The organism is Acidocella sp. (genome assembly GCF_036489515.1).
Taxonomy (GTDB): domain Bacteria; phylum Pseudomonadota; class Alphaproteobacteria; order Acetobacterales; family Acetobacteraceae; genus Acidocella.
In genome coordinates this window covers 38,195-63,764 of the sequence record NZ_DASXFO010000048.1, presented here as the reverse complement: position 1 = coordinate 63,764, position 25,570 = coordinate 38,195, and the positions used below count along the sequence as shown (strand labels likewise).

Genomic DNA, 25,570 nt, shown 5'->3' with positions numbered 1-25,570 from the left:
CACTGCTCCGAAAGGAAAACGCCCGCTCCGTTGAGCAAACGATCACCTGTATCGGCAAGCTCATCGACCAAATTACCCCCACCGAAGGCGTCAAGTATTTCAGAGAGGCAGGTTATTTAACCTGAAGCTATCATGCTCTAGAACGTTCCAGCGTACAGCCCAGAAATTTGACCGCACGACGATCCAAAGGGTTTTTGCTTTTAGATGAGATTTGGTTTTCTATTCGATCATTCAGCCATGATCATCAACGCCCAATGGCGACCAACGCGGCCGCGCGATTTCAGCATCGAGATCTATCACGGCGAGCAGCATGTTGCGGGTTCTCTCCGCCGCAAGGGAACGTGCGCGGCCGTGTGCGCGCGCTTTCAATGCCTCATAGATTTCTTCTGCCAAACGCAGTTGGGCGGCACGCTTGGCGGCATCGATCGTCATCCCCTTCAGTTGATCCCAGCCCAGATGAGTACGGCAGTCGATCAGCATGCGATACATCGCAGCCAAGAGCGGGTTCCGGGTGGCCTGGGCAATTTCCTGCCAGAATGCATAGCCGGCCGCTTTGTAATCCTGAGGTTCGGTCGCCTTTTGTAACACGGTGAGCTTCGCGCGAATGCGGACGAAATCGTCACCGGTGGCGCGCGAGGTGGCCAGTGCCGCGATCATCGGCTCGAGAATGTGGCGGACTTCCAGCACGTCGAGGATCCCGACATCCGGAAGGTTTCGATCCGCCATCGCGGCGCCGCCGGCGTGGCGCACGAAGCTGCCGCTGCCAACGATGCGCTCTATGCACCCGTTTTCTTCCAAATGGTGAAAGGCCGCACGGGCGGATTGCCGGCTGATGCCCAGTTCGTTGGCGACCGCGCGCTCACTCGGTAGCCGGCGGCCTTCCGCTGCCTGCTCAACATACGCAAGTAAATAATCATAGGCCCGCTCGGCGGGGGTGAGATCTCCGGTCGTCAGAGGGACATGTGACACGCCGCCTACTCCTTCACTTTCGAGCCGCGCCCATTTCGAACCATTTACAGACCATTAAGTCAAACGGGCGCTCCATATCGCCAACAGTATTTTAAAAGTTTAAAAAAATTAACTGATATCCCTGATCCTTGACGTAGATCCTGTTAGGAGCCATTATTTTAAAGTGGAACCGATTGGTTCGAAGCGCGCTGATCAAAATCAAAAACACACTAGCAACGTGATCTAAAATCTCAAGGCAGAAACACCCCGCCGTTAATGAGCGGAGCACTGAGGATAAACCGGAACTGCGCCTCGAATGATCCTGGGGAGGACACGAGATGGCTCCTGGAATTTCGCCCGGACTCCGGCGCATGCAATGGCTGGCGGTCGGTCTTTGCACCTTCGCGATCGCGCTCAACTATATCGACCGTTCCACGCTCGCGATCGGCAACCTGAAGATACGTGAGTCACTCGGCCTCACCGCAGCCGGAATCGGTGCCCTGCAGTCTGGCTGGTCGATCACCTACGCCTTCGCACAGCTTCCGATGGGGTTGATGGTCGACCGGGTCGGGACACGCAAACTGATCGGGTGGGCGCTCGTCTTGTGGTCGATTGCCCAAGCCGCGGGCGGAATGTTCAGTGGTTTCATCACATTGCTGCTGTCGCGCATGGCGCTCGCTTTGTTCGAATGCCCAGCCTTTCCCGGCGCGGTACGGTGCGTGTCCAACTGGTTCCATCCGAAGGACCGCGGACGGCCCACCGGCGTGTACACGGTCGGCGGCGATGTGGGACGCCTGATCGGCACGCCGTTGATGACAGTGCTGCTCTTAGCTCTAGGCTGGCGCAGCATGTTCGTCGTGATCGGCGGCATCGGCCTGCTGGGCGCCCTGGTCTGGTTCGCGCTGTATCGCAACCCGGATAATTGCCGGCTGGAACCGGCCGATCGCGCCTATCTCGAGGTCAACCAGACCACGCAAACTCCCGCGACCTGGCAAAACTGGAAGCAGCTTTTCCATTTTCGGTCGATGTGGGGCATGATCCTGGGCGCCTTCTGCTCCGGCTATGCGATCTGGATGTACGGCACATGGTTGCCGGGGTATCTGGAACAGCAGCACCATGTCAGCATCGGCAAGACCGGCCTGCTGGCGATGATCCCGCTGGGCTGCTCGGTTTTTGGTTCTTTGGCTGGCGGCCATGCCACAGATTGGCTCGCCCATGCCGGGGTCGGCCTGGTCACCAGCCGCAAGGTGCCAACCGTTTGCGGCCTGCTCGCCTCCTCGCTGTTCTGCGGCCTGGCCGCCAATACGCATGGGTTGGATGGGTCCCTGATCTACATCTCGGCTTCCATGTTCTGCCTGTCCTTCGCGCAGTCCGGCCATTGGACGCTCGTCACGGCGATTGCGCCGCAATCGCACGCCGCATCGGTCGCGTCGATCCAGAATTTCGGATCGTATCTCGGCGGCACGGTCTCGCCGCTGCTGACCGGCATCGTCGTCGACATGACGGGCTCATTCGATCTCGCACTGGCCATCGGCGCAGCCGCCATGATCATCGCGGCTTTCTTTTATGGAGTCGTCGTGCGCGACGCCATTACGCTCGACGATGGGGAACAACAGGAATCATTCGTCACCGGCCCGGCTCCGGCGGTTTAGCCAGGCAGATACAGGAAGGATCATGATGAAATGAACGTTCAAAATGCCCATTCCGCAGCCCCACAGCCGGCTGCCGCGAGCCGTATGGCAATCGCCGATTGCGATATCCATCACAGCCCGCGCGACTTCAAAATGCTCTATCCGTATCTCGAGCCACGCTGGCGCGATCATCTGGATCAGTTCGGCATGCGGCGGCGGATGGGCAATTATAGCGGGCCGCAATATCCCAAAAGCCAGCCCGACGCGTCCCGTCGCGATGCCTGGCCGCCAGGCGGCGGGCGGCCAGGCAGCAATCTCGATTTCATGCGCACGCATCATCTCGATGCCAACAACATCGAACTCGGGATCCTGACGATGATCCGCCCGCATCCTGGCGGTTTCCAAAATGTCGATCTCAGCGCAGCACTCTGCCGCGCCATCAACGATTGGCAGGTCGCCGAATGGACGCAGCCGGAGCCACGACTGAAGGCATCCATCGTGGTGCCCTACGAGGACGCAGCCGCATCAGTCGCGGAAATCGAACGCTGGGCGGGGCATCGGGACGTGGTACAGGTGCTGCTGCTGTCGCGCACGGTCGAGCCCCTCGGCAATCGCCGCTACTGGCCGATCTACGAGGCCGCCGCGGCGGCCGGCCTGCCGGTCGGCATTCATGCCTTCGGCAATGGCGGGCAACCGACCAGCAGCACCGGCTGGAGCAGCTTCTACATCGAGGACATGGTCGGCCACGCGCAGTCCTGCCAGTCTCTGGTCAGCTCCATGGTTCTGGAGGGTATTTTCGCGCGCGTTCCGGCGCTGCGCGTGGTGCTGATCGAAGCGGGATTTGGCTGGTTGCCGCCGCTGGCCTGGCGGCTCGACCGCAACTGGAGCCGGCTGCGCGCCGAGTTGCCGCATCTGCACCGGCTGCCAAGCGAATATATCCGCGACCATATCTGGCTGACGACGCAGCCTATGGAAGAGCCGGAACCGTCCGCGCATCTGCGCGATACGATCGACTGGATCGGTTGGGATAAGCTGCTGTTCGCGACCGACTACCCGCACTGGGACTATGACGACCCGCGCACCGCCATACCGTTGCGCCTGTCGGCGGAGGAACGTGAGGCGTTCTTCATCAGCAATGCGCAGGCGTTATATTTGCGACCCCAAGGTGATCGACCGGGCACACCTGATTCCGTGACACGCACCCGGCAGAAGGAAACATTCATGCATACGACGCCCCATGGCCAGGAGATGCCCCGATGAATATCCCCGGCGCCATCGACTGTGACATCCACCCGTCAATCCCCGGCCTTGACGCGCTGCTGCCTTATATGCCGGATACGTGGCGCGAGATCATTCAGATCCGCGGAATTGATGGGCTGAACTCGATCAGCTACCCGGCGCGATCACCTCTAACGGCGCGGCCGGACTGGTCGCCGGAAAAGGGCAAGCCCGCGGCCACCCTGGCGCAAATCCAGCGCGAGTGCCTGGATCCGTTCGGCAGCGCGATCGCCATCTGCAATTGCCTGTACGGCGTGCAACTGCTGTTCAGTGAGGACATGGCCGCCGCCTTTGCGCGGGCGGTCAATGGCTGGATGGCGGCTGAACTCCTGGATCGGGACCCAAGGCTGCGGGCCAGCATCGTCGTGCCGATCCAGAATGTCGAGCTGGCCGTGGATGAGATCGAGCGCTGCGCCCAGGACCCGCGCTTCGTTCAGGTGCTGCTGCTGGCCAGCGGCGACCACCCGCTGGGCAAACGCATGTATTGGCCGATCTACGCCGCCGCTGCACGCCATAAACTGCCGATCGGCATTCATGCGGGCAGCAACTACCACAACCCGCCCACCGCCGTCGGCTGGCCCAGCTACTACACCGAGGACTATGTCGCCCAAGCGCAGGCTTTCCAATCGCAGCTGACCAGCCTGTTCTGCGAAGGGGTGTTCAACCGTTACCCCGATCTGAAAGTCGTCTTGCTGGAATCCGGATGGACCTGGCTGCCGGCGCATCTTTGGCGCCTGACCAAATACTGGCGCGGCCTGCGGATGGAGATCCCTTGGGCCGACCGTTCGCCTGCCGACGTCGTGCGCAGCAATGTGCGGCTTTCGCTGCAGCCGACGGACGCGCCGCCCGATGCCGCCAGCCTGCAGCGCATCATCGAGCATCTGCAATCTGACGAGTTGCTGCTGTTTTCCACGGACTACCCGCACTGGCAGTTCGACGGGATGGCCGCCATCCCGGCGGGCCTGTCCCCGGCGCTCGTCCGCAAAATCACGGTTGACAACCCACGGGCAACCTATGCCCGGCTTATGGAGCTTGTGCGATGAACCTGCAAATTCGCGATACGCCGGCAACGCAAACTTCCAGCCGCCTCGCCATCGCCGATTGCGACATCCATCCTGCCGTGCGCAAGGCGTCGGATCTCGATCCCTGGTTGCCGGCGCGGTGGCGGGAGCATCTTGCCAGCTTCGGCGGCGGGCGGCGCCTCGGCATGCAGAGCGGCCCCGCCTATCCGAAGGGCCAGCCCAACGCGTCCCGCCGTGACGCCTACCCCCCCGAGGGCGGCCGCCAGGGCAGCAGCCTCGCCTTCATGCAGGCCCAGCACCTGGACCCGAACAACGTGGCGCTGGGCATCCTCAACCCGCTGAAAAGCGGCCAGGGGCTCGCGAATCCCGAACTGAGTGCTGCGGTGTGCCACGCCGTGAATGAATGGCAGGTGGCGACGTGGACCAGCCAGGACTCCCGGCTCAAAGCCTCGATCGTGGTGCCCTATGAGAACGCCTCAATGGCGGCGGCGGAAATTCGGCATTGGGCCGGGCATCAGGATTTCGTCCAGGTATTGTTTCTCTCCCGTACCGCCGAGCCGTTGGGCAACCGGCGCTACTGGCCGATCTACGAAGCGGCGGCGGAAGCCCGGCTGCCAGTTGCCGTTCACGCCTTCGGCTATGGCGGCGCGCCGATCACCAGCACCGGTTGGCCGAGTTATTATATCGAGGAAATGACGGGCCACGCACAGAGTTGCCAGGCCGGGCTCTCCAGCATGATCGTCGAGGGTATTTTTGAGCAGTTTCCTCAACTGCGCGTCATCATGGTTGAAGCGGGCTTCGCCTGGGCGCCCGCCTTGGGCTGGCGCCTCGACAAGGCATGGCGCACGCTACGGGCCGAGACGCCTCATCTCAAGCAGCTTCCGAGCGCGTACATGCGCCGCCACGTCTGGTGGACGACACAGCCGATGGAGGAGCCCGAACCGCGGGAACATTTGCTCGACACGATCGGCTGGATGGGCTGGGACCGGTTGCTGTTTGCCACGGATTATCCGCATTGGGATTTCGACGATCCGGCCTACGCGCTGCCGTTGCGCATCACCGATGATCAGCGCCGTGGTTTTTTCCTCGACAATGCACGGGCGGTGTACGGGGTCGGCGCATGAGCCGGCATGTTCTCGCGCCAACGAGTGATATCCCGCCCGGCAGCCGCAAGCTCTTCACCGTGAAGGGCAGGCCCATCGCGATCTTTAATCTCGAGGGCGATTTCTTCGGCATGCTGAACCGCTGTCCCCATCAGGGCGGCAGCCTTTGCGAGGGCGTCGTGACGGGTCTCGTGCTCTCTTCCAATCCGGGCGAATATACTTATGCGCGCAAAGGCGAAATCATCCGCTGCCCCTGGCACGGTTGGGAGTTCGACATCCGCACCGGGCAGTCCTATTGCGATCCTGAGCGCATCCGCACGAAGGCTTACCCGGTCGATACCGCATCGGGCGCGACAGTCATCGAGGGCCCCTATGTCGCCGAGACCGTGCCCCTGCAGGTCGAGGAAAACTATATCATTGTCGACGTATAATAACCACCGGACGCCGGCTGGCTCCCGAACATGCGGGAGCCAGCCGGCCGCTTCGGCGAAACCAAAACGGGGCCGTGCTTCAGGACAACGAGATCAGGACGTCCCCGCCATCGATCCGAACGGGAAAAGTTTTGAGATCGATGTCGATCGGCGCGCCCTGCCCCTTGCCCGTGCGGATATCGAACTGGCCGCCATGCAACGGGCATTCGATGATATGTCCCTCTAGCCAGCCATCCGTGAGCAATGCCAGCGCATGGGTGCAGATGTTATCCGTGCAGAACCAGGCCTCTCCGACATGATAAAGCGCCAGGCTGAGCCCCATGATTTCGATTGCGTATGCCTCTCCTTCTGGAACGTCGGAGGTGGAGGCGATACGCAGCCAGTCGGTCGAAAGATCCATTCCAAATTTTCCTGTTATCAGACGTTGAGCAAGACTATCCAATGACAGAGGCCGTGTCTCCATGAAAAAGCACATGGCCATGCCGGAAACCACCCTGATCATTGGCGCCGGTCAGGCTGGTAGTCATGCGGCCCTGGCCATGCGCGATGCCGGGTACTCTGGCACCATCACGCTGATTGGCGACGAGAGCGAACTGCCCTATGAGCGGCCGCCACTTTCCAAACACATGTTAACGGCGGCGGACGAGCCCCAGGTTCCGCATTTTCATGCCGCCGCACGGTATGACGAACGCGGCATCGCGCTGCTGCGCGGCACGAAGGCGATCGCGATCGATCCCGCGGGGCGTACTGTATCCCTCAACAATGGCGAGGTGCTGCCCTATACGAACCTGCTGCTGACAACAGGCGGCCGGGCACGCCGGTTGTCGGTGCCCGGTAGCGAGCATGTGTTGTATCTGCGTACGCTGGAGGATGCGCGCCGTCTCCGCTCAAAATTTCGCCCAGGCGCGCGCATCGTGTGTATCGGTGCTGGTGTGATCGGGCTGGAGATCGCCTCCTCAGCCGTAGCACGTGGCTGCATTGTGACGGTGATCGAGCCCGGTCCCCAGGCGATGGGGCGTTCGCTGGCGCCCGAAATCGCTTCATGGCTCGCCGCGCGGCACAGGGAAAATGGCGTCACTTTGCGCTTTGGCATCGGTGTCAGTGAGGTGACGGCCGAGGCCGTGCTGTGCACGGACGGGGCGTGGGTCGAGGCCGATGCCGTGATTGCCGGTATCGGCATGGAACGCAATACGGAACTTGCGGAGGCCAGCGGCCTGGAAGTGGAAGGCGGCATTGTTGTTGACGAATTCGGCCGCACCAGCGCGCCCGGAATCTACGCGGCCGGGGACGTCGCCGCCTTCTGGATGCCGCGTCTAGGTCGGCGGATACTGCTCGAGACCTGGCGTCATGCTCAGGACCACGGCGCCGCCATCGGCCGCGTCATCGCGGGACAGGTGACGCCCTATGATGAAACCCCGTGGTTCTGGACCGATCAGCACGGCGTCAACCTGCAGATGGCGGGCACGGTGGAAGGCGTCGCCTCCACCGTCATCCGCGGCGCCGTCGGCGTCACTCCGTTTTCCGCCTGGCACCTCAACGCCGCCGGGCAACTGATCGGCGTCGTCGGCATTGATGCCCCACGCGACGTGCGTGCAGGCCAGACATTGCTTCGAACAAGGCGGCCCGTCGATCCCGCCCTTCTGGCCGATACGTCCGTATCGGCTCAACTTCTGTCGAGAGCCGGGTCGTAAACGATCTAATCGACGATCGACATATACGTCAGAACGCGTGCTTCTCGGCGAATTGGGTAGGTCGATGACGGCATCAGCTGCGTTAGAAGTAGCACCGCCATATCTTCTACCGGATCGATCCAAAACGCAGTGCTTGCAGCACCGCCCCACGCATATTCACCAGGGGTTCCCAGGATCTGGGCTTTTGCCGGATCTAACATGACAGAAAAACCGAGGCCGAAGCCAATTCCTTGATAGGTTGATTCACTGAAGCGCGGCTGCCCCATATCTCCCATATCGCCCCTCAGGTGATTGGAGGTCATGAGTTCGACGGTTTTACGGCCCAACAAACGGACACCGTCCAGCTCGCCTTTCCGGAGCATCATGTCACAAAACCGCATATAATCGCTCGCGGTGGAAACAAGACCGCTACCTCCTGAGGCGATCGGCCGCTTCTTCGCGTAGCGGCTGTTGGCAGGATCATCGATAACTTCGAGGCGGCCGCCGTCGCCCGGACGATAGTTGGCGGCAAGGCGCGCAAGCTTCGACGGGGGAACCGCGAATCCCGTATCTGCCATTCCTAAAGGCTCGATAATGCGCTGCTCTAAAAATTCATCGAAAGGCTGCCCTGAGATCACTGAGACAAGATGGCCAAGAACGTCTGTCGCCGCACTATAGTTCCACGCGGCGCCCGGCTGAGCGAGCAGAGGCATCTCCGAGAGGCGTTCTACCATGTCTCCGAGACTGCATTCACCAAACGTGAAATCGACGTTGGCATCCCGATAAAGTGCATCAACCTGCGTCGCGGCCATGCTGGCCATCGTAAATCCAGCCGTATGCGTTAGAAGATCCCGGAAAGTGATGTCTCTTTCCGCCGGTACACTCTCCCATTTCCCCCGCGCTCCTCCCGCAAAGACACGCATATTACGAAAGCAAGGGAGGAACTGCGTGATGGGATCGTCAAGCTGGAAATTTCCGTCCTCGTACAGCATCATGATTGCCGTTGAAGTAAGAGGCTTCGTCATCGAGTAGATCCGAAAGATTGTATCGGAACGCAGCGGTACGCTTCGCTCGACATCAGCCTCTCCGTAGACAGAGAGATGAGCGATCTGCCCACGACGCATCACCATCGTCAACACGCCGGGCAACTTGCCTGAATCGACAAGGCGTTCGGCCCAGCGGTCTAATGTCTGTAGACGGACCGACGACAATCCGACGGTTTCTGGATTAACAAGCGAAATCTCAGTCATTCGTTGTTTCCTTCGTATCATGTTAGCTTATAGGGTGAGATAATATTAGAACGAAGTAAAAATCTCACAAGACGTATAGGGACTAAATCACGGGACATATGAATTCAGGGCCGTGACGTTGATGGGGATGAGCTAGCCCTCGGATATGGGAATTCCGTCGATGGTGCGGCCTTCATAACGGCCCGCATCACTGAAGTTTGACGCGTTGCGCGACCGCGATCTTCCGCTTGTCCATGACCAGTGCCGCGATCACGCCAATAACGGCGCTCGCCGCGAGCCAGGCGCCCCCCATCGCGTTGTTATTGAAGCTGTGGTTCAGCCAGGTCAGGATCGCCGGCGTGAACCCACCGAACACGGCGGCCGCCACGGCTTGCGCGAACGACATGCTCGCGGTGCGGGCTTGCGCCGGCACGAGTTCAATGATTGTGGCGGACAAAGCCGCACTGTAGGCGGCAAACATGAATGAGAACCACAGCTCGAAGGTCACGAATCTGAACACGCTCGGCGCCGCAGCCAGCCAGGCCAGCAACGGATAGGCGGTAACGGCCGCCACCAAAGACACCACGATCAGCATGTTGCGCCGGTTCACGCGGTCGGCCACCAGGGCCATCATCGGCAGGCACACCAGCGTGGTCAGGCCGACAAAGAATAACGTCACGAATCCAGTCTGGGCGCCGAGGTGTAGGCTGGCGACGAAGGTTGGGGCGTAGGTCTGGATGATTTGCGATGATACGACTGCGAAGGTGTAGGTGCTCATGGCGAGCAGGATGACCCGCCAATGGCTGGTCAAGCCGCCAAAAACCTCACCGAACGTGGGCGCGGTTTGCCTGCGAGCGAAAACTTCCGTCTCCGTCAGGTTCGCGCGCAACCAGAACATAACAGGCATCACGACGCAGCCCAGTAACAGCGGGATGCGCCATCCCCAGATCTGGAGTTGATCTGGTGTCAGTGTGTAGAGCAAAACGAGGCCAATAAGCGCGGTTGCCATCACGGCGAATTGCTGGCTGCCGAGCTGCCAGCACATATAGAAAGCGCGCCGGTTTGGCGGCGCCATTTCAGCAAGATAAACCACGGTGCCACCGAGTTCGGCCCCCGCTGAAAAACCCTGGAGCAGGCGGCCGGCCACCACGATGAGAGGCGCCGCAAGACCGATCGTGGTATAGGACGGCGTGCAGGCGAGCGAGAGGATGCCCAGGCACATCAGCGTCAGCGACAGCAGCAGCCCCTTGCGCCGTCCATGGCGGTCCGTGTAGGCGCCAAGCACAATGGCGCCGAACGGCCGGGCGAGAAAGCCGACGGCAAACGTCATCAGCGCCAACATCAGGGAGACGTACCCATTACCGCTCGGAAAGAACGAATGCGCGATGTATCTTGCATAATAGCCATAGATCATGAGGTCATAGATTTCCAGCGCATTTCCCGCCGCGACCTGCACGATCGGCTTGACGTTAAAAGGCTTGACCTCAGCCACTTCTAAGGTTTTGGCATCTTGCAGCAACATTCGTTTTCTCCGGATATTGTTTTTGCGTTCCAGAAACTCACATCTGGAACGGAATAGGCGATTGAATAAATGATCGACCGATCCGGGTCTTGGGCGTGATTTGAGGAGCACATTGCATGCGTCGAGCCCGTGCGCCGCAACGTATCAGACGTTGCGCCAGCTCTGGCCGACAAGGCCAATGTAGGACCCTACTTTCAATAGGTGGAGCGCGGTCGCCCGCCCAATTCAATTACCCGTTCCGGTTACCACGGCGGCCTTGCCGAACATGGATTTTTCCCCTGCTGAACAGCTCCTCCAGGAGCACAAACTTATATTTTATTGGCGCGCAAGCATGGCTCTAATGCGGGAGAAGCGTAATCAGAACCCGCCACCGGCATCAATGCTCGAGTGAGTATCAATCAATCCATTTCTAGCATGAATGTTAGAATATAATTCTTAACGACAATAGTTCTATCTTTAAAACGCAAGTCTTCCAGCAAATATCCTGATATGTGAGAGGCGCAATTGCTGCATCTGCCGCAAGAAGTCCTGCCCCCATCGCACGTCACCGTGAAGCATGGCCGAAGGCGACCCGCTCGGCTATAGCCGGCGCAGCGTTTGTCCACAGTAAGCGCCTGCGGAAAGCGCTCATGTCACAGCACCTCGAAGAGACTATAGACAGGGCCGTCGACAAAGCGGTGGCCCGTGCCAATGGCCAGCATATTATTAAGCCAGGCATATGTCTCCGATGCGGTCTCGAACATTGGGTTGATCCGGAAATAATAGCTCTCTGGGTCCACCACCTCGCCGCGCTCCAGTCTTGCGAGAATTTCGGGCGGACCCTGACGAATCCCTTTGTATGTCACTGTGATCAGCGCGTCGTCATCGGTCTTGAGAATGAGGCGTACGTCGAGCAGCGTGCTGCCATCCTTGCGGACAGATTGCCAGTCGCTGCCGCCATCCAGGACCTCACCCGAGAGCCGTTCGCCCTCGAACTTGCCGCCAAAGACGATGCCGATCCGCCTTGTCGTCAGCGGCGTCTCGCCGATGACGAGCAGCGGCCGCACGGCGAGTTTCATCGTCAGCAAGGGGCGCGTGCGGATCTCCCTCAGCGCGCCGGGCAGAGTTTCAGACAAGCCGCTCATAGCTTCGATCCCCCGTCGACATGGATGGTGTCGCCGGTCACCCAGCGGGCTTCATCGGAGGCGAGAAAGGCGATCGTGCCGGCGATGTCGTCCGGTTGGGCGATGCGCTTGAGCGCCTGAATGCCGAGGGCGAAATCGCGCCCCGCATCCGTTTTGGCAAAGTTCGACATGTCGGTTTCGACCACGCCTGGGGCGACGGCGTTGACGCGGATGCCGCGCGGCCCAAGCGCCGCCGCAAAATGCTTGACCATGGTGTCGATGGCGCCCTTGGTCATGGCATAGGCGTAAAGTGTGCCGACCGCCGCATGCGCCGCCAGCGAGGAAAGCAGCACCACGCTGCTGCCCTCGCCCAGTATGGGCAGAAGCTGTTGCACGAGGAAGAAGGGCGCGCGGACGTTCACGGCAAAGAGCCGGTCGAAATCCTCGACGCTCGTCTCCTCGATGGGCGCTGCCTTGGAAATGCCGGCATTCGCGACGAGAATATCCAGCCGGCCGCCGACGATCTCAACCACCCGGGCGGCGAGCTTGTGCGGGGCATCGGCGGCTGAGAGATCGGCGGAGATCGCCTGGGCGCGGCCGCCCAAAGCGCGGATCTCGTTCACCACCGCTTCGGCCTCGGCAGCGGCGCTGCTGTAATGCACCAGCACCTGCGCGCCTTTTTGGGCCAGCGCCAGTGCTGTAGCCCGGCCAATACCACGCGAGGCGCCGGTCACGAGCGCAGTTTTTCCTGCAAGTGAAGACATGATTTCGCTCCTTACGCGTTGGTGCCGCCATCGACGGTGAGATTGGCACCGGTGATGTAGCTGGCCTCCGGGCCAGCGACGAACGCCACCATGGCGGCGATATCATCGACATGGCCGTAGCGCCCCAGCGCCGTGGCGGCGATCTGCGGCGTCGCCCAATCGCCGGCGGCAGGGTTCAGGTCGGTATCGATCGGCCCGGGCTGGATGTTGTTGACGGTGATACCGCGCGGCCCGACCTCGCGCGCCAGACCCTGCGTGAACATTTTCACAGCCCCCTTGGTCGCGGCGTAGACCACGAGACCCGGCGTCATCATGCGCTCGCCCACGCAGGAGCCGATGTTGATGATCCGCCCGCCGTCCTGCAGGTGCTTCAGCGCCGCCTGGGTGGCGATGAACACACCGCGCACGTTGATACCGATCATCGTATCGATGTCATCCGGCGTGGTCTCCTCAAACAGCTTGGGGATCGCGGTGCCGGCATTATTCACCAGGACATCAAGCTTGCCGAAGGTGGCCACGGTCTTTTCCACCGCTGCCGTAACCGCCTTGGCGTCTACCGCGTCGGCCTGAATCGCGATGGCCTTGCCGCCGGCTTGTTCGATCTCTTTCACCACCTGGGCAGCCGCATCCGCGCCGCGTGTGTAGGTAATCGCCACGCTGGCGCCATCGGCGGCCAGCCGCTTGGCGATGCCGGCGCCGATGCCGCGGGAACCGCCGGTGACGAGCGCGATCTTGTTGGTCAAGTTTGCCATAAGAAAATTCCTTTCGCGTTTGTGTTGAGAGGGAGGACTCAGGCCGCCGGCGCACCCTGCCAGCTGAGAAACTGGCTCGCCTGCGCCACGAACAGCTCCGGATACTGGAAGAAGGAGCCGTGGTTGGAGGCAGGGTAGAGGATGAGCTGCGCGTTCGGGAGCAACTGCTGCATCTTAACAGAATTGGAGGCCGGGATGATGACGTCGTTTCTGCCCTGCACGATCAGCGCGGGCTCGCGGACTAGCTGGCGGTCTTGCCGCCGTTCACGTGAATGATCTCGCCGGTGATGAAGCCGGCTTGTTCGGAAGCGACGAACAGGATTGCTGCCGCGACCTCTTCAGCCGTGCCCAGGCGCTTCATGGGCAGGCCGGCGGCGAAGGCCGCCTTGCGTTCAGTCCCGCCCGTGAGGCGGTCGAGCATCGCCGTCTCGGTGGGCCCCGGGGCCACGGCGTTGACGCGCACGCCATAGGCGGCGGCCTCGATGGCGGCCGATTTGGTGAGGCCTTCCACCGCATGTTTGCTGGCCGTGTAGAGCGCCATGTTGGCGGCACCGCGCGAGCCCATGGTGGAAGAGATGTTGACGATGCTCCCCGCGCCCTGCGCCTGCATGGCGCGCAGCGCATGCTTGGTGCCAAGTAGTGTGCCGCGCACATTGGTCTCGAAGACCGCTTCGTAGTCCTCCGGCGTAATCTCGGTGAGCGGTGCGGTGCGACCTTCAGTGCCCGCATTGTTCACCACGATGTCCACCCCGCCGAAGCGGGCCAGGGTTTGCGTGAAAAGGGCGCTCACCTCGGCTTCATGGCGGACATCGGCCTGGAAGAAGACGGCTTCGGCGCCGATCGCGTGCAGTTCGGTGGAAAGCGCCTCACCCTCGGCAGCACGGCGGCCGGAAACAACGAGGCGGGCGCCTTGCTTGGCGTAAGCGAGGGCGGTGGCGCGGCCGATGCCGCTCAGCGCGCCCGTGATGAGCACAACAGGGGACGTCATGGACGATACTCCTTAAGCATATGTTCCGGGGCGTCAGGCCGCCGGGAAGTGGGGAAACCTGGAAGAATCCTCTACCAGGATCAGCCCCCAGGCAGATGAATACCGACCGCTTGTTTCTTATGGAAAGACTTTGTTGGTCCGATTATCATGCTTCAAAAGCATGACTATGCTGGCGTGAGGGAAAGCGTGATGGAATTGCGGCACCTGAAATATTTCATCGCCGTGGCGGAGGAAGGCAGCCTGACCCTGGCCGCGGAAAAGCGCCTGCACACGGCGCAACCATCGCTCAGCCGGCAGATACGCGACCTGGAATATGAGCTCGGTGTGACGTTGCTCATTCGCAGCGCCCGCGGTGTGGAACTGACCAAGGCTGGGCAGGTATTTCTCGACCAGTCGCGGCTGGTTCTCACCCAGATGGAGGCTGCGGTCAGGGCAGCACGGCAGGCGGGCAAACCGGCCAAACCCAGTTTCGCGCTGGGCTTTCTCACGGGCCAGGAGATGGACTGGCTGCCGCAAGCCATGGCGCTGCTGAAAGACCAGCTGCCCAGCATCGACGTGACTGTTTCCAGCCAGTATTCGCCCCAGCTTGCCGAAGCGCTCGTTGCCGGCGAGCTCGACCTTGCCCTGATGCGACGTGAGACGGGGCGGCCAGAGCTGGTGTACCGGACGATCGTTTCGGAGCCGCTACTGGTGGCGATGCCGAGCGATCACCGCCTGACGGCGCAGGCGAACATCCGCCCTGAGGAGCTGGCGGCGGAAACATTCCTCGGCATGTCGGACACCGCGCCCAACTTGCAGCGTGTGATTGACGCGTATCTCAGCAAAGTCGGGCTGGATCTGCATCCGGCCCACCGGGTCGATAATCTGGCCATGGCGATGTCGTTAATCGCCTCGACGCGCAGTGTGGCTTTGCTGCCGGCCTATGCGAGGAATTTCATGCCTTGGTCGGTCACCAGCCGACCGTTGGCGGGCGATGCACCAAGCATCGACCTGGTCGCCGCTTATCACCAAACGAATACGTCACCGGCGCTTGCGCTGTTCCTTTCGCGCTTGGATGAGCTTATCGCCCACGCGCAGGACAGGGAGGTCTCTTATTCCTTGAGCGATCGTGGACCGCTGACGAACGGACTGCCCCGAAGATAAAATCGCAGGAGGCGGTGCGCGTCCCGCGAAATGCCGATCCTCATGCTCTGCCCGATTTCGCCGGGTTCGCGGTCACCGCGTCCGAGCCACAGAGGGCCTTCTCCGCACAGATCGAGCCCATCGAGGGAGCGATCAACCCGCAACGCCGCAGCGAGCCTTCCTGGTCCTCGCGCCAGGTCGCCCAAGCGCTCGATGCCGCGATTTCGTCGCATGATCGAGATACCCTCGAGCGGCTCGAGCGCCCTGATCAAAACACCAGCCCCGATCCCGGGCATCTCGCTCGAGACATTCAGCATGTATGAGGTACCGTAGGCCAAATAAACATAAGCGTGCCCATGCTCGAGAAACAGCGAGCGATTGCGCCGGGTCATCCCCCCGTAGGCGTGCCCAGCGGCATCGCCGACGACATAGGCCTCGCTCTCAACAATACGGCCGCTGACGGTGCCTTCAGGCAACGCCCGCACCAATATTTTGCCAACGAGGTAGCGGGCGAGAGAGGCCGTATCAATCGGCAGTTCCGAGCGCGCGAGGCGCTCCCCTTCGAAATCGTTCGCATCGGAGGCGCCCCCGTGGCGATCCTGAGCCGCTCGGCTCTCTCGGTCTTCCATGTCAAATCTCCTTGACCATCGCCGTCGATCACGCGCGCTATGTTTCGGTTTAGGGCAGTCAACGCAACCTGTCGCCAGTTCCGCAGTCTTGGTGATAACATGTGCCGGCAACTTCTGTTGCGACAAGAAAACGGCGACACCTTCCCGGCCGGCGGCAGAAGCTATTCGGAGGAAATGTCGAGATGGAACTCACCGGCCTTCTCTACGGCGCACGCCTGCTCCGGCATGTCGATTTCCCAGTCACCGAAGTGCTCGGCCCGGCGGCGACGGAGGCGGAGATCCAACGGCTGATCGACCGCCACAAGCTCATCTTCATCAAGCCGGTGTTCAAAGGCGGCGTCGGCAAGAAGGGCAAAGCGGGGCTGATCGGCAAAGCGTCGGACCTGCGAACGGCGCTCGCCGAAAAGGAGCGCCTCTTCTTCGCCGAACACCGGCACGGCAATATCACCGCCAAGGCCAACGGGGTCACCTTCGAAGCCGGTATTCCCGCAGAGCATGAGGTCTATTTCTCGATCTCCGATGCCACGCTGTTCCGCGCCCCGACAATGACGCTTACCCATATGGGCGGCGTCGACATCGAGGAACTCGACAAGCAGCATCTCGCCAACGTGCCCTTCGAGGCGCTCACCGGCCTCAAGGCCTTCGTCGTGGCCAATGCGCTCTCCGATATCGGCGCACCGAAGGAGATCGTCTCGCCGCTCGTTCAGCACCTCCCGAAGCTGTGGGAACTCTTCCACCATTACGGCATGACCACGCTCGAGCTGAACCCGATCCGCATGTCCCAGGCGCGCGAAGGCCGCCTGACGCCTGTCGCCTGTGACTTCAAGGGCAGCTTCGATCGAGACGACCCGCGCTGGCAGCGTCTCGACCTCCCTGACGATCTTTTCACGGCCGACACCTCGGCCTTCGAGCTCGAGGTCAATCAGCTGCGCACCCATCAGGGGCAGTCCGATGTCTACGTGATCAACCCGAAGGGCACGATCCTGGCCCCAACATTCGGCGGCGGCGCCAACTCGCTGGTCACCGAGGTGCTTGGCGAGGCGGCGATCATCTCCTCGGATTTCGGCGGCAATCCGCCCTATGAGAAGATGAAGGCCGTCGCCGCTATTTGCTTCAAGCACTGGCTCGCCCAGACGAACGTGCTGTTCATCATCGGCGGCAAATCCAACAACACCGACATCTACGAGACCTTTCGCGCGATGGCGGACGCGCTGCGCGAGCATGCGAGCCGCCATGGCGCGACGCCGCTCTATGTCGTGGTCGGCCGCGGCGGGCCCAACCTCGTCCGCGGCATGGGCGCGCTCGCCGAGACCTGCGAGAATATCGGCCTGCCCTATCGCTTCTTCGGCTTCGACAGCGCGATCTCCGAGGTTGTGAACTACGCCAAGGACGTCGATCAGTGGATGCACGCGGGCGGCCGTGCCGCAATCGCCGCCCGGCTCGGCCTGAAGAGCGTGGCCTGATCAGGAAAAAACGTGGGAGGATCGAATGTTCCAGAAGGGCATCACAGGCTTTCCCTACTATCTCGGCATCGCCTCGCTCGCCGATATCGCGACGCGCGCCGATCGGGTCGTCGTGCTCAACATCCTCGGCAGCGAATCCCGGCAGGTCACGCCGGTCAGCCACGCCTTCTCCGGCGGCAATATCGTCTTCGGCACCTCGCCGGGACGGTACGGGCAGGTGCTCGCCACGCCGATCGGCGATATCCCGGTGTTCGACAATGTCCGCGCCGGCCTTGATGCCGGCCACAATTTCATGACCGGTGTCGTCTATCTGCCGCCATCGGGGGCGCGTGACGGCGTGGCCGAGCTCGTCCGTGTCAATCCGGATCTTAGGAAGATCGTCATCGTCACCGAGAAGATCGCCGTCCATGATGCGCGGGAGATCAGGACAATCGGCCAGAATTACGGCATCGACATCCTGGGCGCGAACTCGCTCGGCGTCGCCGATTCCTGGAACCGCGTGCGGATCGGCGGTGCGCTTGGCGGCGACAATCCTGGTGAATCGCTGATCAAGGGGTCGATCGCGCTGTTCTCCAATTCCGGCAATTTCACCACCACCATCGCCCAATATCTCGCGACCGCCGGTTGGGGCACCACCACGCTGATCTCCTCCGGCAAAGATATTTATATCCATTACGCGGCGCCGGACTTCGCCTACGCGTTGCGCAACGATCCGCGCTCCAAGGCCGCGGTGCTGTATTGCGAGCCGGGCGGCTATTACGAGCGGAGCTTCGATGCCGGAAAGCCCGTCGTCGCCTGCGTCGTCGGGCGCTGGAAATCGCGCCTGACGCGCGCCGTCGGCCATGCCGGCGCCATGGCCGGCTCCGGCGATACCGCGGAGGACAAGGAACGCTGGTTCATGGAGCGCTTCGAGGTAGACGGCCTCTACACGCCTGAGCGGCCGGTCGCCTCCGCGCGGGGCGCCGTCGTCACCAACATCGCCCATATTCCCGCGGCACTTACCGCGGTCATGCGCCTGAACGGCATCGAGCCGGATTTCCCGCCGCGCGGCACGCTCGCGCTCAAGCCGTGGATGGTCAATGATCAGGGACTTGCGCTGCCGCCCCGGATCGCGCTGCAGAGAGTCGAGGCGCCAGCACCCTATAACGCGCAAATCCAGGCGCTCGCCCGGCAGGTCGGCGCGGTCATCCCGCGCCAGGGCATGAAGGACGCCTCAGGCGCCTCGTTCATGGATCCGGCAACGCAGGTGACCTACCTGCACGGCCATTCGGTCCTCGACCTCGCGCTCGAGCCGCTCGAGGCCAATTTCGCCCTGCCGCTTGTCCACGAGATCGCAAACGCGAACGACCGCGCGATGCTCGATATCGCCATCGCCTCCGAGATGAACCTCGTCGGCGACCCGGCAATCGCGGCCGCCGACGCCGCGCGGGACGCCGGCAATTCGCCCAACACGGTGATGGCCGCGGCCGCTGCGCTGATCGGCCCCCGCCGCGTCGAGCGCACGCTCGCCTGCACCAAGGCCTTGATCGATCTTTTCGCCAGTTCCGGGCTTGCCGACCCGCGCGAGGAGGGCTTCCCGCTCTCCACCATCCCGATCGACGACGCAACGCGCGCTCTGTTTCTCGCGACCGAAGCCGACGCCAACGACCCGCGGCCCGAAGCCATGCTGGCCGCCGTCGGCGCGCGCGGCGGCCGGTCCGTGTTTCTTGACTTCCTCGGCGGGCTCGGCGCGCGCGTGTCGCGCGACGCGGTCCTCGCCGCCATCGCCACGACGATCGCCTGGTGCCCGCTGATGCGCAAGCGCATCTCACGGCTGACGGCGGAGACACTGCCTTGGTATCTCAGGCTCTACGGCGTCATGATCGGCGCCTCGATCCCGGGCGCGCATCACCAGCATGGCAGCCTGTGCGGCATTTCGCGCGAGGAACGCTTCGGCCAGTGGACCATGGCCGACTTCCTCTGCCTCGCGCTGATCGGCCGGAAGCCGACCGAGCGCGAGGCGCGCCCGCTGCAGATCCTGACGGGCCTGCTGATCTCCAATGGCCCCGGCTCGATCACCGCGATGGGCGCCAAGGGCGCAGTCTCGGCCGACGGCCCGCAGACGCCCGCGCGCGTGCACATCAACAAGGCGATGCTCGGCTGCCTGAGCCATTGCGGCTTCAGCCATGGCGGCAACGGCTATGAGGGCATGGCCTTCCTGCTCGAACGCTTCGAAGGCACCGGTCTCGACGACCCGGCCGACCCAAATCACGGCATCGATCTCGCGGCCATGGCGACGTCGTTCGCCAATTCCTATCGCGCGCAAAAAATCCAGTCCCGCGAGACCGGCACTGCCGAGCAGCGCGCTTTGCCCGGCGTGCATCATCCGGTCTTCAGGGGCAAGCCAGTCAACTACGACCCGCGCGAGCGCTTCATCGCCCGCTACCTCGAGGAACACGGGGACTATAACATCTTCCACGCCTTCTATCGCGAGCTGGTCCAGGCGCTCTACGATACCGGCGCCTCGCCTTATGTGTTCTGCGTGAATGTCGACGCGGTGATCGCAGCACTGCTGCTCGCTTTGGTGTGGCGGGAGTTCCGCACCGGCATTCTCACGGCGAAGGACCTCGAGACCGCGGCTTTCAACGTGTTCCTCTACGGCCGCATGATCGGCGCCGCGGCCGAGATCGACGACCATCTCAATCGCGGCCGCAACATGGACATGCGCACGCCGCAGGAACGCTGCCGCTTCGTCGTCTGAACCGGACCGGCAGGAAACGGGAAGCTTTGTTCCGAAACGCATAGGGCATGCGATCGGGACATGCCCATGCCGATGGAGGGTACTGACCAATGACCCATCCAAGGACGCTTCAGGAACTGCTCCTGAGTTTACGCGCGTATGGCAGCACCCTGGCGATCATCGCCACCGGCCGCGACGACGCAAGCACGCTCTCTTTCGCGGAACTCTTCGACGCGTCCCAACAATTTGCAAAAGCCATCGCCTCGCGCGACCTGGAGGGCGCCCACACCATCGGCCTCATGGCCCCCAACAGCCTTGCATGGATCGAGGCCTTTTTTGGCATCGTGGCCGCCGGCGCTATCGCGATGCCAATCGACGTGCAGACCTCCGATGAAGACCTCCAACGCATGCTGGCCATCGGCGAATGCCGGCTGGTGTTGGCCGGTGCCGGGCAGATCGACCGGCTGCGAAATGTCTCGCTTTCATGCCAGGCGGTGGATCTCGATGCCATCCTGGCGATGCCGCAACCAGAACCGCCCGACGCGGTTCCCGGCATCCTTCTTCCGCCAACCGATCCGCATGATGTCGCGGTCCTCGCCTTCACCTCCGGCACGACCGGAACGCCGAAAGCGGTGCCGCTCAGCCATGCGAACCTGATGTCGAATGTCGAGGCGCTGGTCGTGGAAGGCATTATCGGCCCGCATGACCGCGCCCTCGTACCGCTGCCGTTTCATCATGCCTATCCGCTCACGGTGGGCATTCTGACCGTGCTGGCGAGCGGTGCGACCATCGTCCTGCCCGCCGGCCTCAGCGGTCCGCAGTTGGTCGAAGCCATCCGGGAGGGGCACGCGACCGCGCTCCTTGGCGTCCCTCGGCTCTATGATGCGCTGCTCGCGAACATCCGGGCCGAGGTCGCGCGCCAATCCCGGCCTGTACAACGGCTCTTTCCCTTGGCTCTGGCCACATCCAGCCTGATCCACCGGCATTCCGGGATCCCAGCCGGACGCTGGGCGTTTGGCTCACTGCACACCCGGATCGGGCCAACGCTTCGGCTCATGGTCAGCGGCGGCGCCGCACTTTCCGCCGAGGTCGAAACGACCCTCATCGGGCTCGGCTGGCGCGTGCTGACGGGCTACGGACTTACCGAAACATCGCCGATCCTGGCGTTCAACCGGCCGGGAAGATCCCGTATCGGTGCCTCGGGCCAGGCACTGCCCGGGGTCAGGCTTCGGATCGCCACCCCGGATGCGGAAGGGGCCGGGGAAATCGAAGCCTCGGGGCGTTCGGTCTTCACCGGATATCGCCACGACGACGCCGCGACCAGAAACGCCTTTACCGCAGATGGCTGGTTCCGCACCGACGATCTCGGCCGCCTCGATGCCGGCGGATATCTGTTCATCCTGGCCCGGGCCAGGGAAACGATCGTCCTGCCGAGCGGGAAGAAAATCGACTCGGAATCCATTGAAAAGGCCTACGCAGCGGATCCCCTGATCCGCGAGATCGCCGTTTTGCCCCGCGCCGCCGGTCTCGCCGCGCTGATCGTCCCAAACGACGAGGCCGTGCGCAAGGCCGGCGCGTTGCGGATACGGGGGCTGGTCCACGACGCGCTCAACATGCGGGCCCGCACGCTTCCACCTCATCTCCGCCTCACCGGATTCGCCGTCACACGCCTTGCCCTCCCGCGCACGCAACTTGGCAAGCTCCGCCGCCATCTGCTCCCCGCTTTGTATGAAAGCGCCCATGCCGCCCGAGGGGCGGCGCAAGAGGCCGTTCTCTCCGAGGCGGACACCGCATTGCTTGCCCAACCCCTCGCCGCCGCGGTGTGGCACTGGATCCATACGCGCTACCCGGATCAGGCGATCGCGCTCGACACCAGCCCCCAACTCGACCTCGGCGTCGACTCGCTCGGTTGGCTCGACCTGACTTTGACGCTCGAGCATGAATTCGGCATTGCCCTCACCGAGCAGCAGAGCGCCCGGATCGTCACCCTGCGCGATCTGCTGCGGGAAGTCGTCACGGCAGCACCTTCCCAGGCGGAGCCCCCCGGCCTCCTTGCATCGCAAAATATCTGGCTGACGCCCTACGGCCCAGGCGTTCGGGCCGCACGGTTCGCCGGAGAAGCATTCCTGCGCGGGATCATGGGAATCTTCTTCAGGCTTCATGTCGACGGGCGCCAGAACCTGCCGCCCTCGCCGTTTCTGGTCTGTCCGAACCATGTGAGCTATCTGGATGCGTTCGCCCTGGCGGCGGCCCTGCCGCACCGAAAACTGCAATCGACCTACTGGGCGGGTTGGACCGGCCTGCTCGCCGCCTCACGGCTTCGGCGCTTGTTCAGCCGAGCCGCCCAGGTGATTCCCATCGATCCCGATCGTGCCGCGGCCGCCGGCATCGCACTCGGCTCGGCGGTCCTGTCACGGGGCCGAACCCTGGTCTGGTTTCCCGAAGGCGGCCTCAGTCCCGATGGGTCGCTGCAGCCGTTCCAGCCCGGCATCGGCCTTGTGCTGGAACAACACCCCGTCCCCGTGGTGCCGGCCTACATCTCGGGCACCGCGGCGGCCCTGCCGCCCGGCAAGCGACTACCCCGCTTGCGTCAAATCGCCGTCCGGTTCGGCGCCCCCCTTGACCCGAAAGCTGCCGCGCCGGACGCTACCGGGCGGGCACACCAGCAAGCGATCGCCGAGGCCATCCGGGCGGCCGTCGCCGCCCTGAGCCCAACCAAAGCTTCGAGCCACGGCCATGAGAGCTGATCGCGACTGGTCTATTCCGGGATCGCAATTGAGACTCCAGCAGACAAGTGGCCGAGAAATTTGTTGTGACAGCAGCGTCAACGGTATTGAATAGCCCGCAGCACATTCGCCATTGGGAAAAGCTCCATGTGGACATCGTGTTCCCGGCTCGCCGTCTTAGGCGCGGCTTGCCTCATGAGCTTCGCCGCATCGGCGCAGACCTGTCGATCCTTTCCACCAGCCGGCGCCAGCAGGCTTGCGGTTCAGTTGACTCCCGTAACCATGCAAATCCTGCAGGCAGACCTGATCCCCGTCCCTGGTACCGATGGCTTCATCCACTTGGCTTATGCCGCGCAACTGACAAACTTAGACCGCGGCGTCGCCGAGCTCGAAACCATCGCCCCGGTCGATCCGCTGCACGATTTTGCGGCCGTGGGATCGAGCGGCGTGATGGACGCGGACGGCAACAACATCAGCGGCACGGTGCGACCGTTCAACCCGGCACGACCGGGGGATGATGCGGCCCGCACCGTGGATGCCAGGCAGTTGCAGGGCGGTGCCTCCGGCATCGCTTTTTTCGATGTGCGTTTTACCAAGATGAAGGATGTTCCTGGCTTTCTGTCGCACCGGCTGGTGGTTCGATTGCCGGGCGGCAAGGAGGTCAACGAGCTCATCAATCCGGTCCCGGTGGGGTGCCAGTCTCCGGTGGTAATTTCCCCGCCTTTGATCGGGCCGCGCTGGTGGGATGCCAACGGGTGCTGCGAGGTGATCAGCCCGCATCGCGGGGCGACGCTGCCAATCAACGGCACGATCAAGCTGCCCGAGCAATTCGCGATCGACTATGTCCAGATCAATGCGAAGGATGGATGCTGCACCGGCCCGACGAAGGATCTCAAATCCTGGCCCTTCTTCGGAGCGCCTGTCCTCGCGGTTGCCGACGGCCTGGTCGTCGAAAAGGTTGATGGCATGCCTGAGCAAGTCCCTGGCGAGGTAAAGGGCATCAATGTGCAGAATGCTGGGGGCAATCATATCATCGAGGCGATCGGCAACGGCCGCTACGTCCTGTACGCGCATTTGCGAACCGGCAGCATCCCAGCCGGCATCGTTGTCGGCACCGCGTTGAAACGCGGCGAGAAGATCGGCGAGATTGGCAACACCGGCAGTTCAACTGCACCACATCTGCATTTCCAGGTAATGGACAGCCCTTCGGTGCTGGACGCGACCGGGCTGCCATTCGTGTTCGACCGTCAGCTCCTGGAAGGCCAGGTTGGCGGTACCGCCAATGAAGCCGATCACGCATATGAATCCGGTGCCTCGATCGATGTCTCAATGCGGTCCGCCAAGTCGCCGCAATCGAATCTCATGCCAATCGAGGGGCAAGTGTTCACCTACAACGAGAAATGAGCCCGCGACCAACCGTAAGCGAAGGCTACTTTTTGTGAACAAAAAGTAGCAAAAAACTTTGTTATGCTGGGGCATGGGCGTTGTCCGCGACAACGCCCATGCCCCAGCATAACAAAAATTTTTGCGCCGCTTTTTTTAAAAAGCGGCCGCTTTCCTTAGCCGGACGGTTTTGGTGGTCCGTGCGTCACCTCATCGTCAAATGTTCCTTGGTTCGATCTGCAAAGCGCCTGTTCCTTCGTCCCGACCTGCCATCAGTATGCCGCCGCGCGGAAATCTTGTCAGGGATGGCCTCACTTAGAGGCCACCGCGCAGCGGCGCGTTAGCGTCCTTGACGAGATTGAGCACGGTGGCAGGCTGGTGGCAGGTCAAGGCGATGAAAGAAAATCCCCCGGCCTCATCTATGCCCCGCACGCCGGCGCTCGACCTCTTAAAATGTTCCGGGCTTGATTTTGAACGTATCCGGGTGCGCCGGATCCTCGACATATGCCAGCGTCAACAGTGCTGGTGTAATGTTTGTTTTATTGTCTTTGTTATCATGGGTCGCTGACCCGCTGATAACGAGCGCCACGGCATGTCCTGCCGCATCAGAACCACGAAACAGCAAAAGATCTCCGTTGTTCAAAAGCGAATTACCGCTGACGCTATGCGGCGAAAACGCCTCACTCACAAAGTAATTCTGCAGCGTCGCCCCAGTTTGAAATAGACCCATCGGCGAGTTTCCCGGGGCACTGGCGGCCCACGTGATATCAATTTCAACCAGGCTTTTGCTTTTATAGCCGAACACATAAGTCACCACGGCCTGGCCGCTATTCGTCAGTAAAGCCTGGGGTATAACTCTTAATGACTGGGTGTTTAGAATCGGGTTGGTCTGATGAACCACCGCAGATCCCACGATGTTAAAATCTGTTTTAATGGCGTTGAGCGTGTCGGCTTCACTCATGCCGAAATGCGCGGAGCGGAAGCCATCAACCGCAAAGGGTTGCGGAGCGGATTTGGCCGTCGCCGCCAATGGCATGGCCGACAGCATAAAACCGAGCATCAGGAGACGTTTGTGAATCAGCATTTA

At 62.1% G+C, this 25,570-nt stretch carries 22 protein-coding genes; 11 read left to right on the top strand and 11 right to left on the bottom strand.

Features of this window, described 5'->3' with window-relative positions; translation table 11 throughout:
* Positions 1–231: 231 nt before the first annotated feature.
* Positions 232–969, bottom strand: coding sequence for a FadR/GntR family transcriptional regulator (locus VGG47_RS07600; protein WP_331537095.1), 738 nt, complete (start codon positions 967–969; stop codon positions 232–234).
* A 317-nt stretch (positions 970–1,286) separates the two neighbouring features.
* On the opposite strand from VGG47_RS07600, the gene VGG47_RS07595 reads away from it, so the two are divergent.
* The 5 genes from VGG47_RS07595 to VGG47_RS07575 are packed head-to-tail and all read left to right on the top strand — an operon-like array spanning position 1,287 to position 6,413.
* The gene (locus VGG47_RS07595; protein ID WP_331537093.1) at positions 1,287–2,600 is read left to right on the top strand and encodes an MFS transporter; all 1,314 of its coding nucleotides are present in this window, start codon (positions 1,287–1,289) and stop codon (positions 2,598–2,600) included.
* A gap of 30 nt (positions 2,601–2,630) precedes the next feature.
* Positions 2,631–3,839, top strand: a complete 1,209-nt coding sequence (locus tag VGG47_RS07590) for an amidohydrolase family protein (RefSeq protein WP_331537091.1) — start codon at positions 2,631–2,633, stop codon at positions 3,837–3,839.
* Positions 3,836–4,900: an amidohydrolase family protein gene (locus VGG47_RS07585; protein ID WP_331537089.1), complete on the top strand. Its 1,065-nt coding sequence runs from the start codon at positions 3,836–3,838 to the stop codon at positions 4,898–4,900. The genes VGG47_RS07590 and VGG47_RS07585 overlap by 4 nt, the downstream gene beginning before the upstream one ends.
* A complete protein-coding gene (locus VGG47_RS07580; RefSeq protein ID WP_331537087.1) occupies positions 4,897–6,003 on the top strand; it encodes an amidohydrolase family protein in 1,107 nt (368 codons plus the stop codon). The genes VGG47_RS07585 and VGG47_RS07580 overlap by 4 nt, the downstream gene beginning before the upstream one ends.
* The gene (locus VGG47_RS07575; protein ID WP_331537085.1) at positions 6,000–6,413 is read left to right on the top strand and encodes a Rieske (2Fe-2S) protein; all 414 of its coding nucleotides are present in this window, start codon (positions 6,000–6,002) and stop codon (positions 6,411–6,413) included. The genes VGG47_RS07580 and VGG47_RS07575 overlap by 4 nt, the downstream gene beginning before the upstream one ends.
* 79 nt (positions 6,414–6,492) lie before the next feature.
* Here the strand turns inward: VGG47_RS07575 and VGG47_RS07570 are convergent, their stop codons facing one another.
* A complete protein-coding gene (locus VGG47_RS07570) occupies positions 6,493–6,813 on the bottom strand; it encodes a non-heme iron oxygenase ferredoxin subunit (RefSeq protein ID WP_331537083.1) in 321 nt (106 codons plus the stop codon).
* A gap of 79 nt (positions 6,814–6,892) precedes the next feature.
* Here VGG47_RS07570 and VGG47_RS07565 point away from each other — a divergent pair, with 79 nt between their 5' ends.
* Positions 6,893–8,104, top strand: a complete 1,212-nt coding sequence (locus VGG47_RS07565) for an NAD(P)/FAD-dependent oxidoreductase (RefSeq protein WP_331537081.1) — start codon at positions 6,893–6,895, stop codon at positions 8,102–8,104.
* A 5-nt stretch (positions 8,105–8,109) separates the two neighbouring features.
* Here the strand turns inward: VGG47_RS07565 and VGG47_RS07560 are convergent, their stop codons facing one another.
* From VGG47_RS07560 to VGG47_RS07530, 7 genes are all read right to left on the bottom strand, one after another.
* Positions 8,110–9,333 carry a serine hydrolase domain-containing protein gene (locus VGG47_RS07560; RefSeq protein WP_331537079.1) on the bottom strand — a complete coding sequence of 408 codons (1,224 nt, stop codon included), beginning with the start codon at positions 9,331–9,333 and terminating at the stop codon, positions 8,110–8,112.
* Positions 9,334–9,520: 187 nt separating this feature from the next.
* The gene (gene tcuC / locus VGG47_RS07555) at positions 9,521–10,834 is read right to left on the bottom strand and encodes a tricarballylate/proton symporter TcuC (protein WP_331537077.1); all 1,314 of its coding nucleotides are present in this window, start codon (positions 10,832–10,834) and stop codon (positions 9,521–9,523) included.
* Between the two features lie 632 nt (positions 10,835–11,466).
* Positions 11,467–11,958 (bottom strand): DUF3237 domain-containing protein, encoded by a 492-nt coding sequence (locus VGG47_RS07550; protein ID WP_331537075.1) that lies wholly within the window; start codon positions 11,956–11,958, stop codon positions 11,467–11,469.
* Positions 11,955–12,701, bottom strand: coding sequence for an SDR family NAD(P)-dependent oxidoreductase (locus tag VGG47_RS07545; protein WP_331537073.1), 747 nt, complete (start codon positions 12,699–12,701; stop codon positions 11,955–11,957). The genes VGG47_RS07550 and VGG47_RS07545 overlap by 4 nt, the downstream gene beginning before the upstream one ends.
* An 11-nt stretch (positions 12,702–12,712) precedes the next feature.
* Positions 12,713–13,453 (bottom strand): 3-oxoacyl-ACP reductase family protein, encoded by a 741-nt coding sequence (locus tag VGG47_RS07540; RefSeq protein ID WP_331537071.1) that lies wholly within the window; start codon positions 13,451–13,453, stop codon positions 12,713–12,715.
* Positions 13,454–13,491: 38 nt separating this feature from the next.
* Positions 13,492–13,674, bottom strand: coding sequence for an alpha/beta fold hydrolase (locus VGG47_RS07535; RefSeq protein ID WP_331537069.1), 183 nt, complete (start codon positions 13,672–13,674; stop codon positions 13,492–13,494).
* A gap of 20 nt (positions 13,675–13,694) precedes the next feature.
* Entirely contained in the window at positions 13,695–14,441 is a 747-nt protein-coding gene (locus VGG47_RS07530) for an SDR family NAD(P)-dependent oxidoreductase (protein ID WP_331537067.1), read from the bottom strand.
* A 147-nt stretch (positions 14,442–14,588) separates the two neighbouring features.
* On the opposite strand from VGG47_RS07530, the gene VGG47_RS07525 reads away from it, so the two are divergent.
* Positions 14,589–15,584 carry a LysR substrate-binding domain-containing protein gene (locus VGG47_RS07525; RefSeq protein ID WP_331537065.1) on the top strand — a complete coding sequence of 332 codons (996 nt, stop codon included), beginning with the start codon at positions 14,589–14,591 and terminating at the stop codon, positions 15,582–15,584.
* Here the strand turns inward: VGG47_RS07525 and VGG47_RS07520 are convergent.
* A complete protein-coding gene (locus VGG47_RS07520) occupies positions 15,533–16,192 on the bottom strand; it encodes a DNA-3-methyladenine glycosylase (protein ID WP_331537063.1) in 660 nt (219 codons plus the stop codon). The genes VGG47_RS07525 and VGG47_RS07520 overlap by 52 nt on opposite strands.
* A 182-nt stretch (positions 16,193–16,374) precedes the next feature.
* On the opposite strand from VGG47_RS07520, the gene VGG47_RS07515 reads away from it, so the two are divergent.
* The 4 genes from VGG47_RS07515 to VGG47_RS07500 all read left to right on the top strand — a co-directional run bounded on the left by VGG47_RS07515 (position 16,375) and on the right by VGG47_RS07500 (position 24,504).
* Positions 16,375–17,655 carry an ATP citrate lyase citrate-binding domain-containing protein gene (locus VGG47_RS07515; protein WP_331537061.1) on the top strand — a complete coding sequence of 427 codons (1,281 nt, stop codon included), beginning with the start codon at positions 16,375–16,377 and terminating at the stop codon, positions 17,653–17,655.
* 25 nt (positions 17,656–17,680) lie between these two features.
* The gene (locus VGG47_RS07510) at positions 17,681–20,395 is read left to right on the top strand and encodes a hypothetical protein (protein WP_331537059.1); all 2,715 of its coding nucleotides are present in this window, start codon (positions 17,681–17,683) and stop codon (positions 20,393–20,395) included.
* A gap of 89 nt (positions 20,396–20,484) precedes the next feature.
* The gene (locus VGG47_RS07505) at positions 20,485–23,121 is read left to right on the top strand and encodes an AMP-binding protein (RefSeq protein ID WP_331537057.1); all 2,637 of its coding nucleotides are present in this window, start codon (positions 20,485–20,487) and stop codon (positions 23,119–23,121) included.
* Positions 23,122–23,367: 246 nt separating this feature from the next.
* Entirely contained in the window at positions 23,368–24,504 is a 1,137-nt protein-coding gene (locus tag VGG47_RS07500; protein ID WP_331537055.1) for a M23 family metallopeptidase, read from the top strand.
* A gap of 427 nt (positions 24,505–24,931) precedes the next feature.
* Here VGG47_RS07500 and VGG47_RS07495 read toward each other — a convergent pair whose 3' ends face one another.
* Complete coding sequence (locus tag VGG47_RS07495; RefSeq protein ID WP_331537053.1) at positions 24,932–25,567, bottom strand: hypothetical protein; 636 nt, start codon at positions 25,565–25,567, stop codon at positions 24,932–24,934.
* Positions 25,568–25,570 lie beyond the last annotated feature (3 nt).

Excerpts from the sequence above, each read along its gene's own strand:
- VGG47_RS07595 (WP_331537093.1), top strand. The coding sequence starts at position 1,287 with ATGGCTCCTGGAATTTCGCCCGGACTCCGGCGCATGCAATGGCTGGCG.
- VGG47_RS07590 (WP_331537091.1), top strand. The coding sequence starts at position 2,631 with ATGAACGTTCAAAATGCCCATTCCGCAGCCCCACAGCCGGCTGCCGCG.
- VGG47_RS07585 (WP_331537089.1), top strand. The coding sequence starts at position 3,836 with ATGAATATCCCCGGCGCCATCGACTGTGACATCCACCCGTCAATCCCC.
- VGG47_RS07580 (WP_331537087.1), top strand. The coding sequence starts at position 4,897 with ATGAACCTGCAAATTCGCGATACGCCGGCAACGCAAACTTCCAGCCGC.
- VGG47_RS07575 (WP_331537085.1), top strand. The coding sequence starts at position 6,000 with ATGAGCCGGCATGTTCTCGCGCCAACGAGTGATATCCCGCCCGGCAGC.
- VGG47_RS07570 (WP_331537083.1), bottom strand. The coding sequence starts at position 6,813 with ATGGATCTTTCGACCGACTGGCTGCGTATCGCCTCCACCTCCGACGTT.
- VGG47_RS07565 (WP_331537081.1), top strand. The coding sequence starts at position 6,893 with ATGCCGGAAACCACCCTGATCATTGGCGCCGGTCAGGCTGGTAGTCAT.
- VGG47_RS07560 (WP_331537079.1), bottom strand. The coding sequence starts at position 9,333 with ATGACTGAGATTTCGCTTGTTAATCCAGAAACCGTCGGATTGTCGTCG.
- tcuC (WP_331537077.1), bottom strand. The coding sequence starts at position 10,834 with ATGTTGCTGCAAGATGCCAAAACCTTAGAAGTGGCTGAGGTCAAGCCT.
- VGG47_RS07550 (WP_331537075.1), bottom strand. The coding sequence starts at position 11,958 with ATGAGCGGCTTGTCTGAAACTCTGCCCGGCGCGCTGAGGGAGATCCGC.
- VGG47_RS07545 (WP_331537073.1), bottom strand. The coding sequence starts at position 12,701 with ATGTCTTCACTTGCAGGAAAAACTGCGCTCGTGACCGGCGCCTCGCGT.
- VGG47_RS07540 (WP_331537071.1), bottom strand. The coding sequence starts at position 13,453 with ATGGCAAACTTGACCAACAAGATCGCGCTCGTCACCGGCGGTTCCCGC.
- VGG47_RS07530 (WP_331537067.1), bottom strand. The coding sequence starts at position 14,441 with ATGACGTCCCCTGTTGTGCTCATCACGGGCGCGCTGAGCGGCATCGGC.
- VGG47_RS07525 (WP_331537065.1), top strand. The coding sequence starts at position 14,589 with ATGCTTCAAAAGCATGACTATGCTGGCGTGAGGGAAAGCGTGATGGAA.
- VGG47_RS07520 (WP_331537063.1), bottom strand. The coding sequence starts at position 16,192 with ATGGAAGACCGAGAGAGCCGAGCGGCTCAGGATCGCCACGGGGGCGCC.
- VGG47_RS07515 (WP_331537061.1), top strand. The coding sequence starts at position 16,375 with ATGGAACTCACCGGCCTTCTCTACGGCGCACGCCTGCTCCGGCATGTC.
- VGG47_RS07510 (WP_331537059.1), top strand. The coding sequence starts at position 17,681 with ATGTTCCAGAAGGGCATCACAGGCTTTCCCTACTATCTCGGCATCGCC.
- VGG47_RS07505 (WP_331537057.1), top strand. The coding sequence starts at position 20,485 with ATGACCCATCCAAGGACGCTTCAGGAACTGCTCCTGAGTTTACGCGCG.
- VGG47_RS07495 (WP_331537053.1), bottom strand. The coding sequence starts at position 25,567 with ATGCTGATTCACAAACGTCTCCTGATGCTCGGTTTTATGCTGTCGGCC.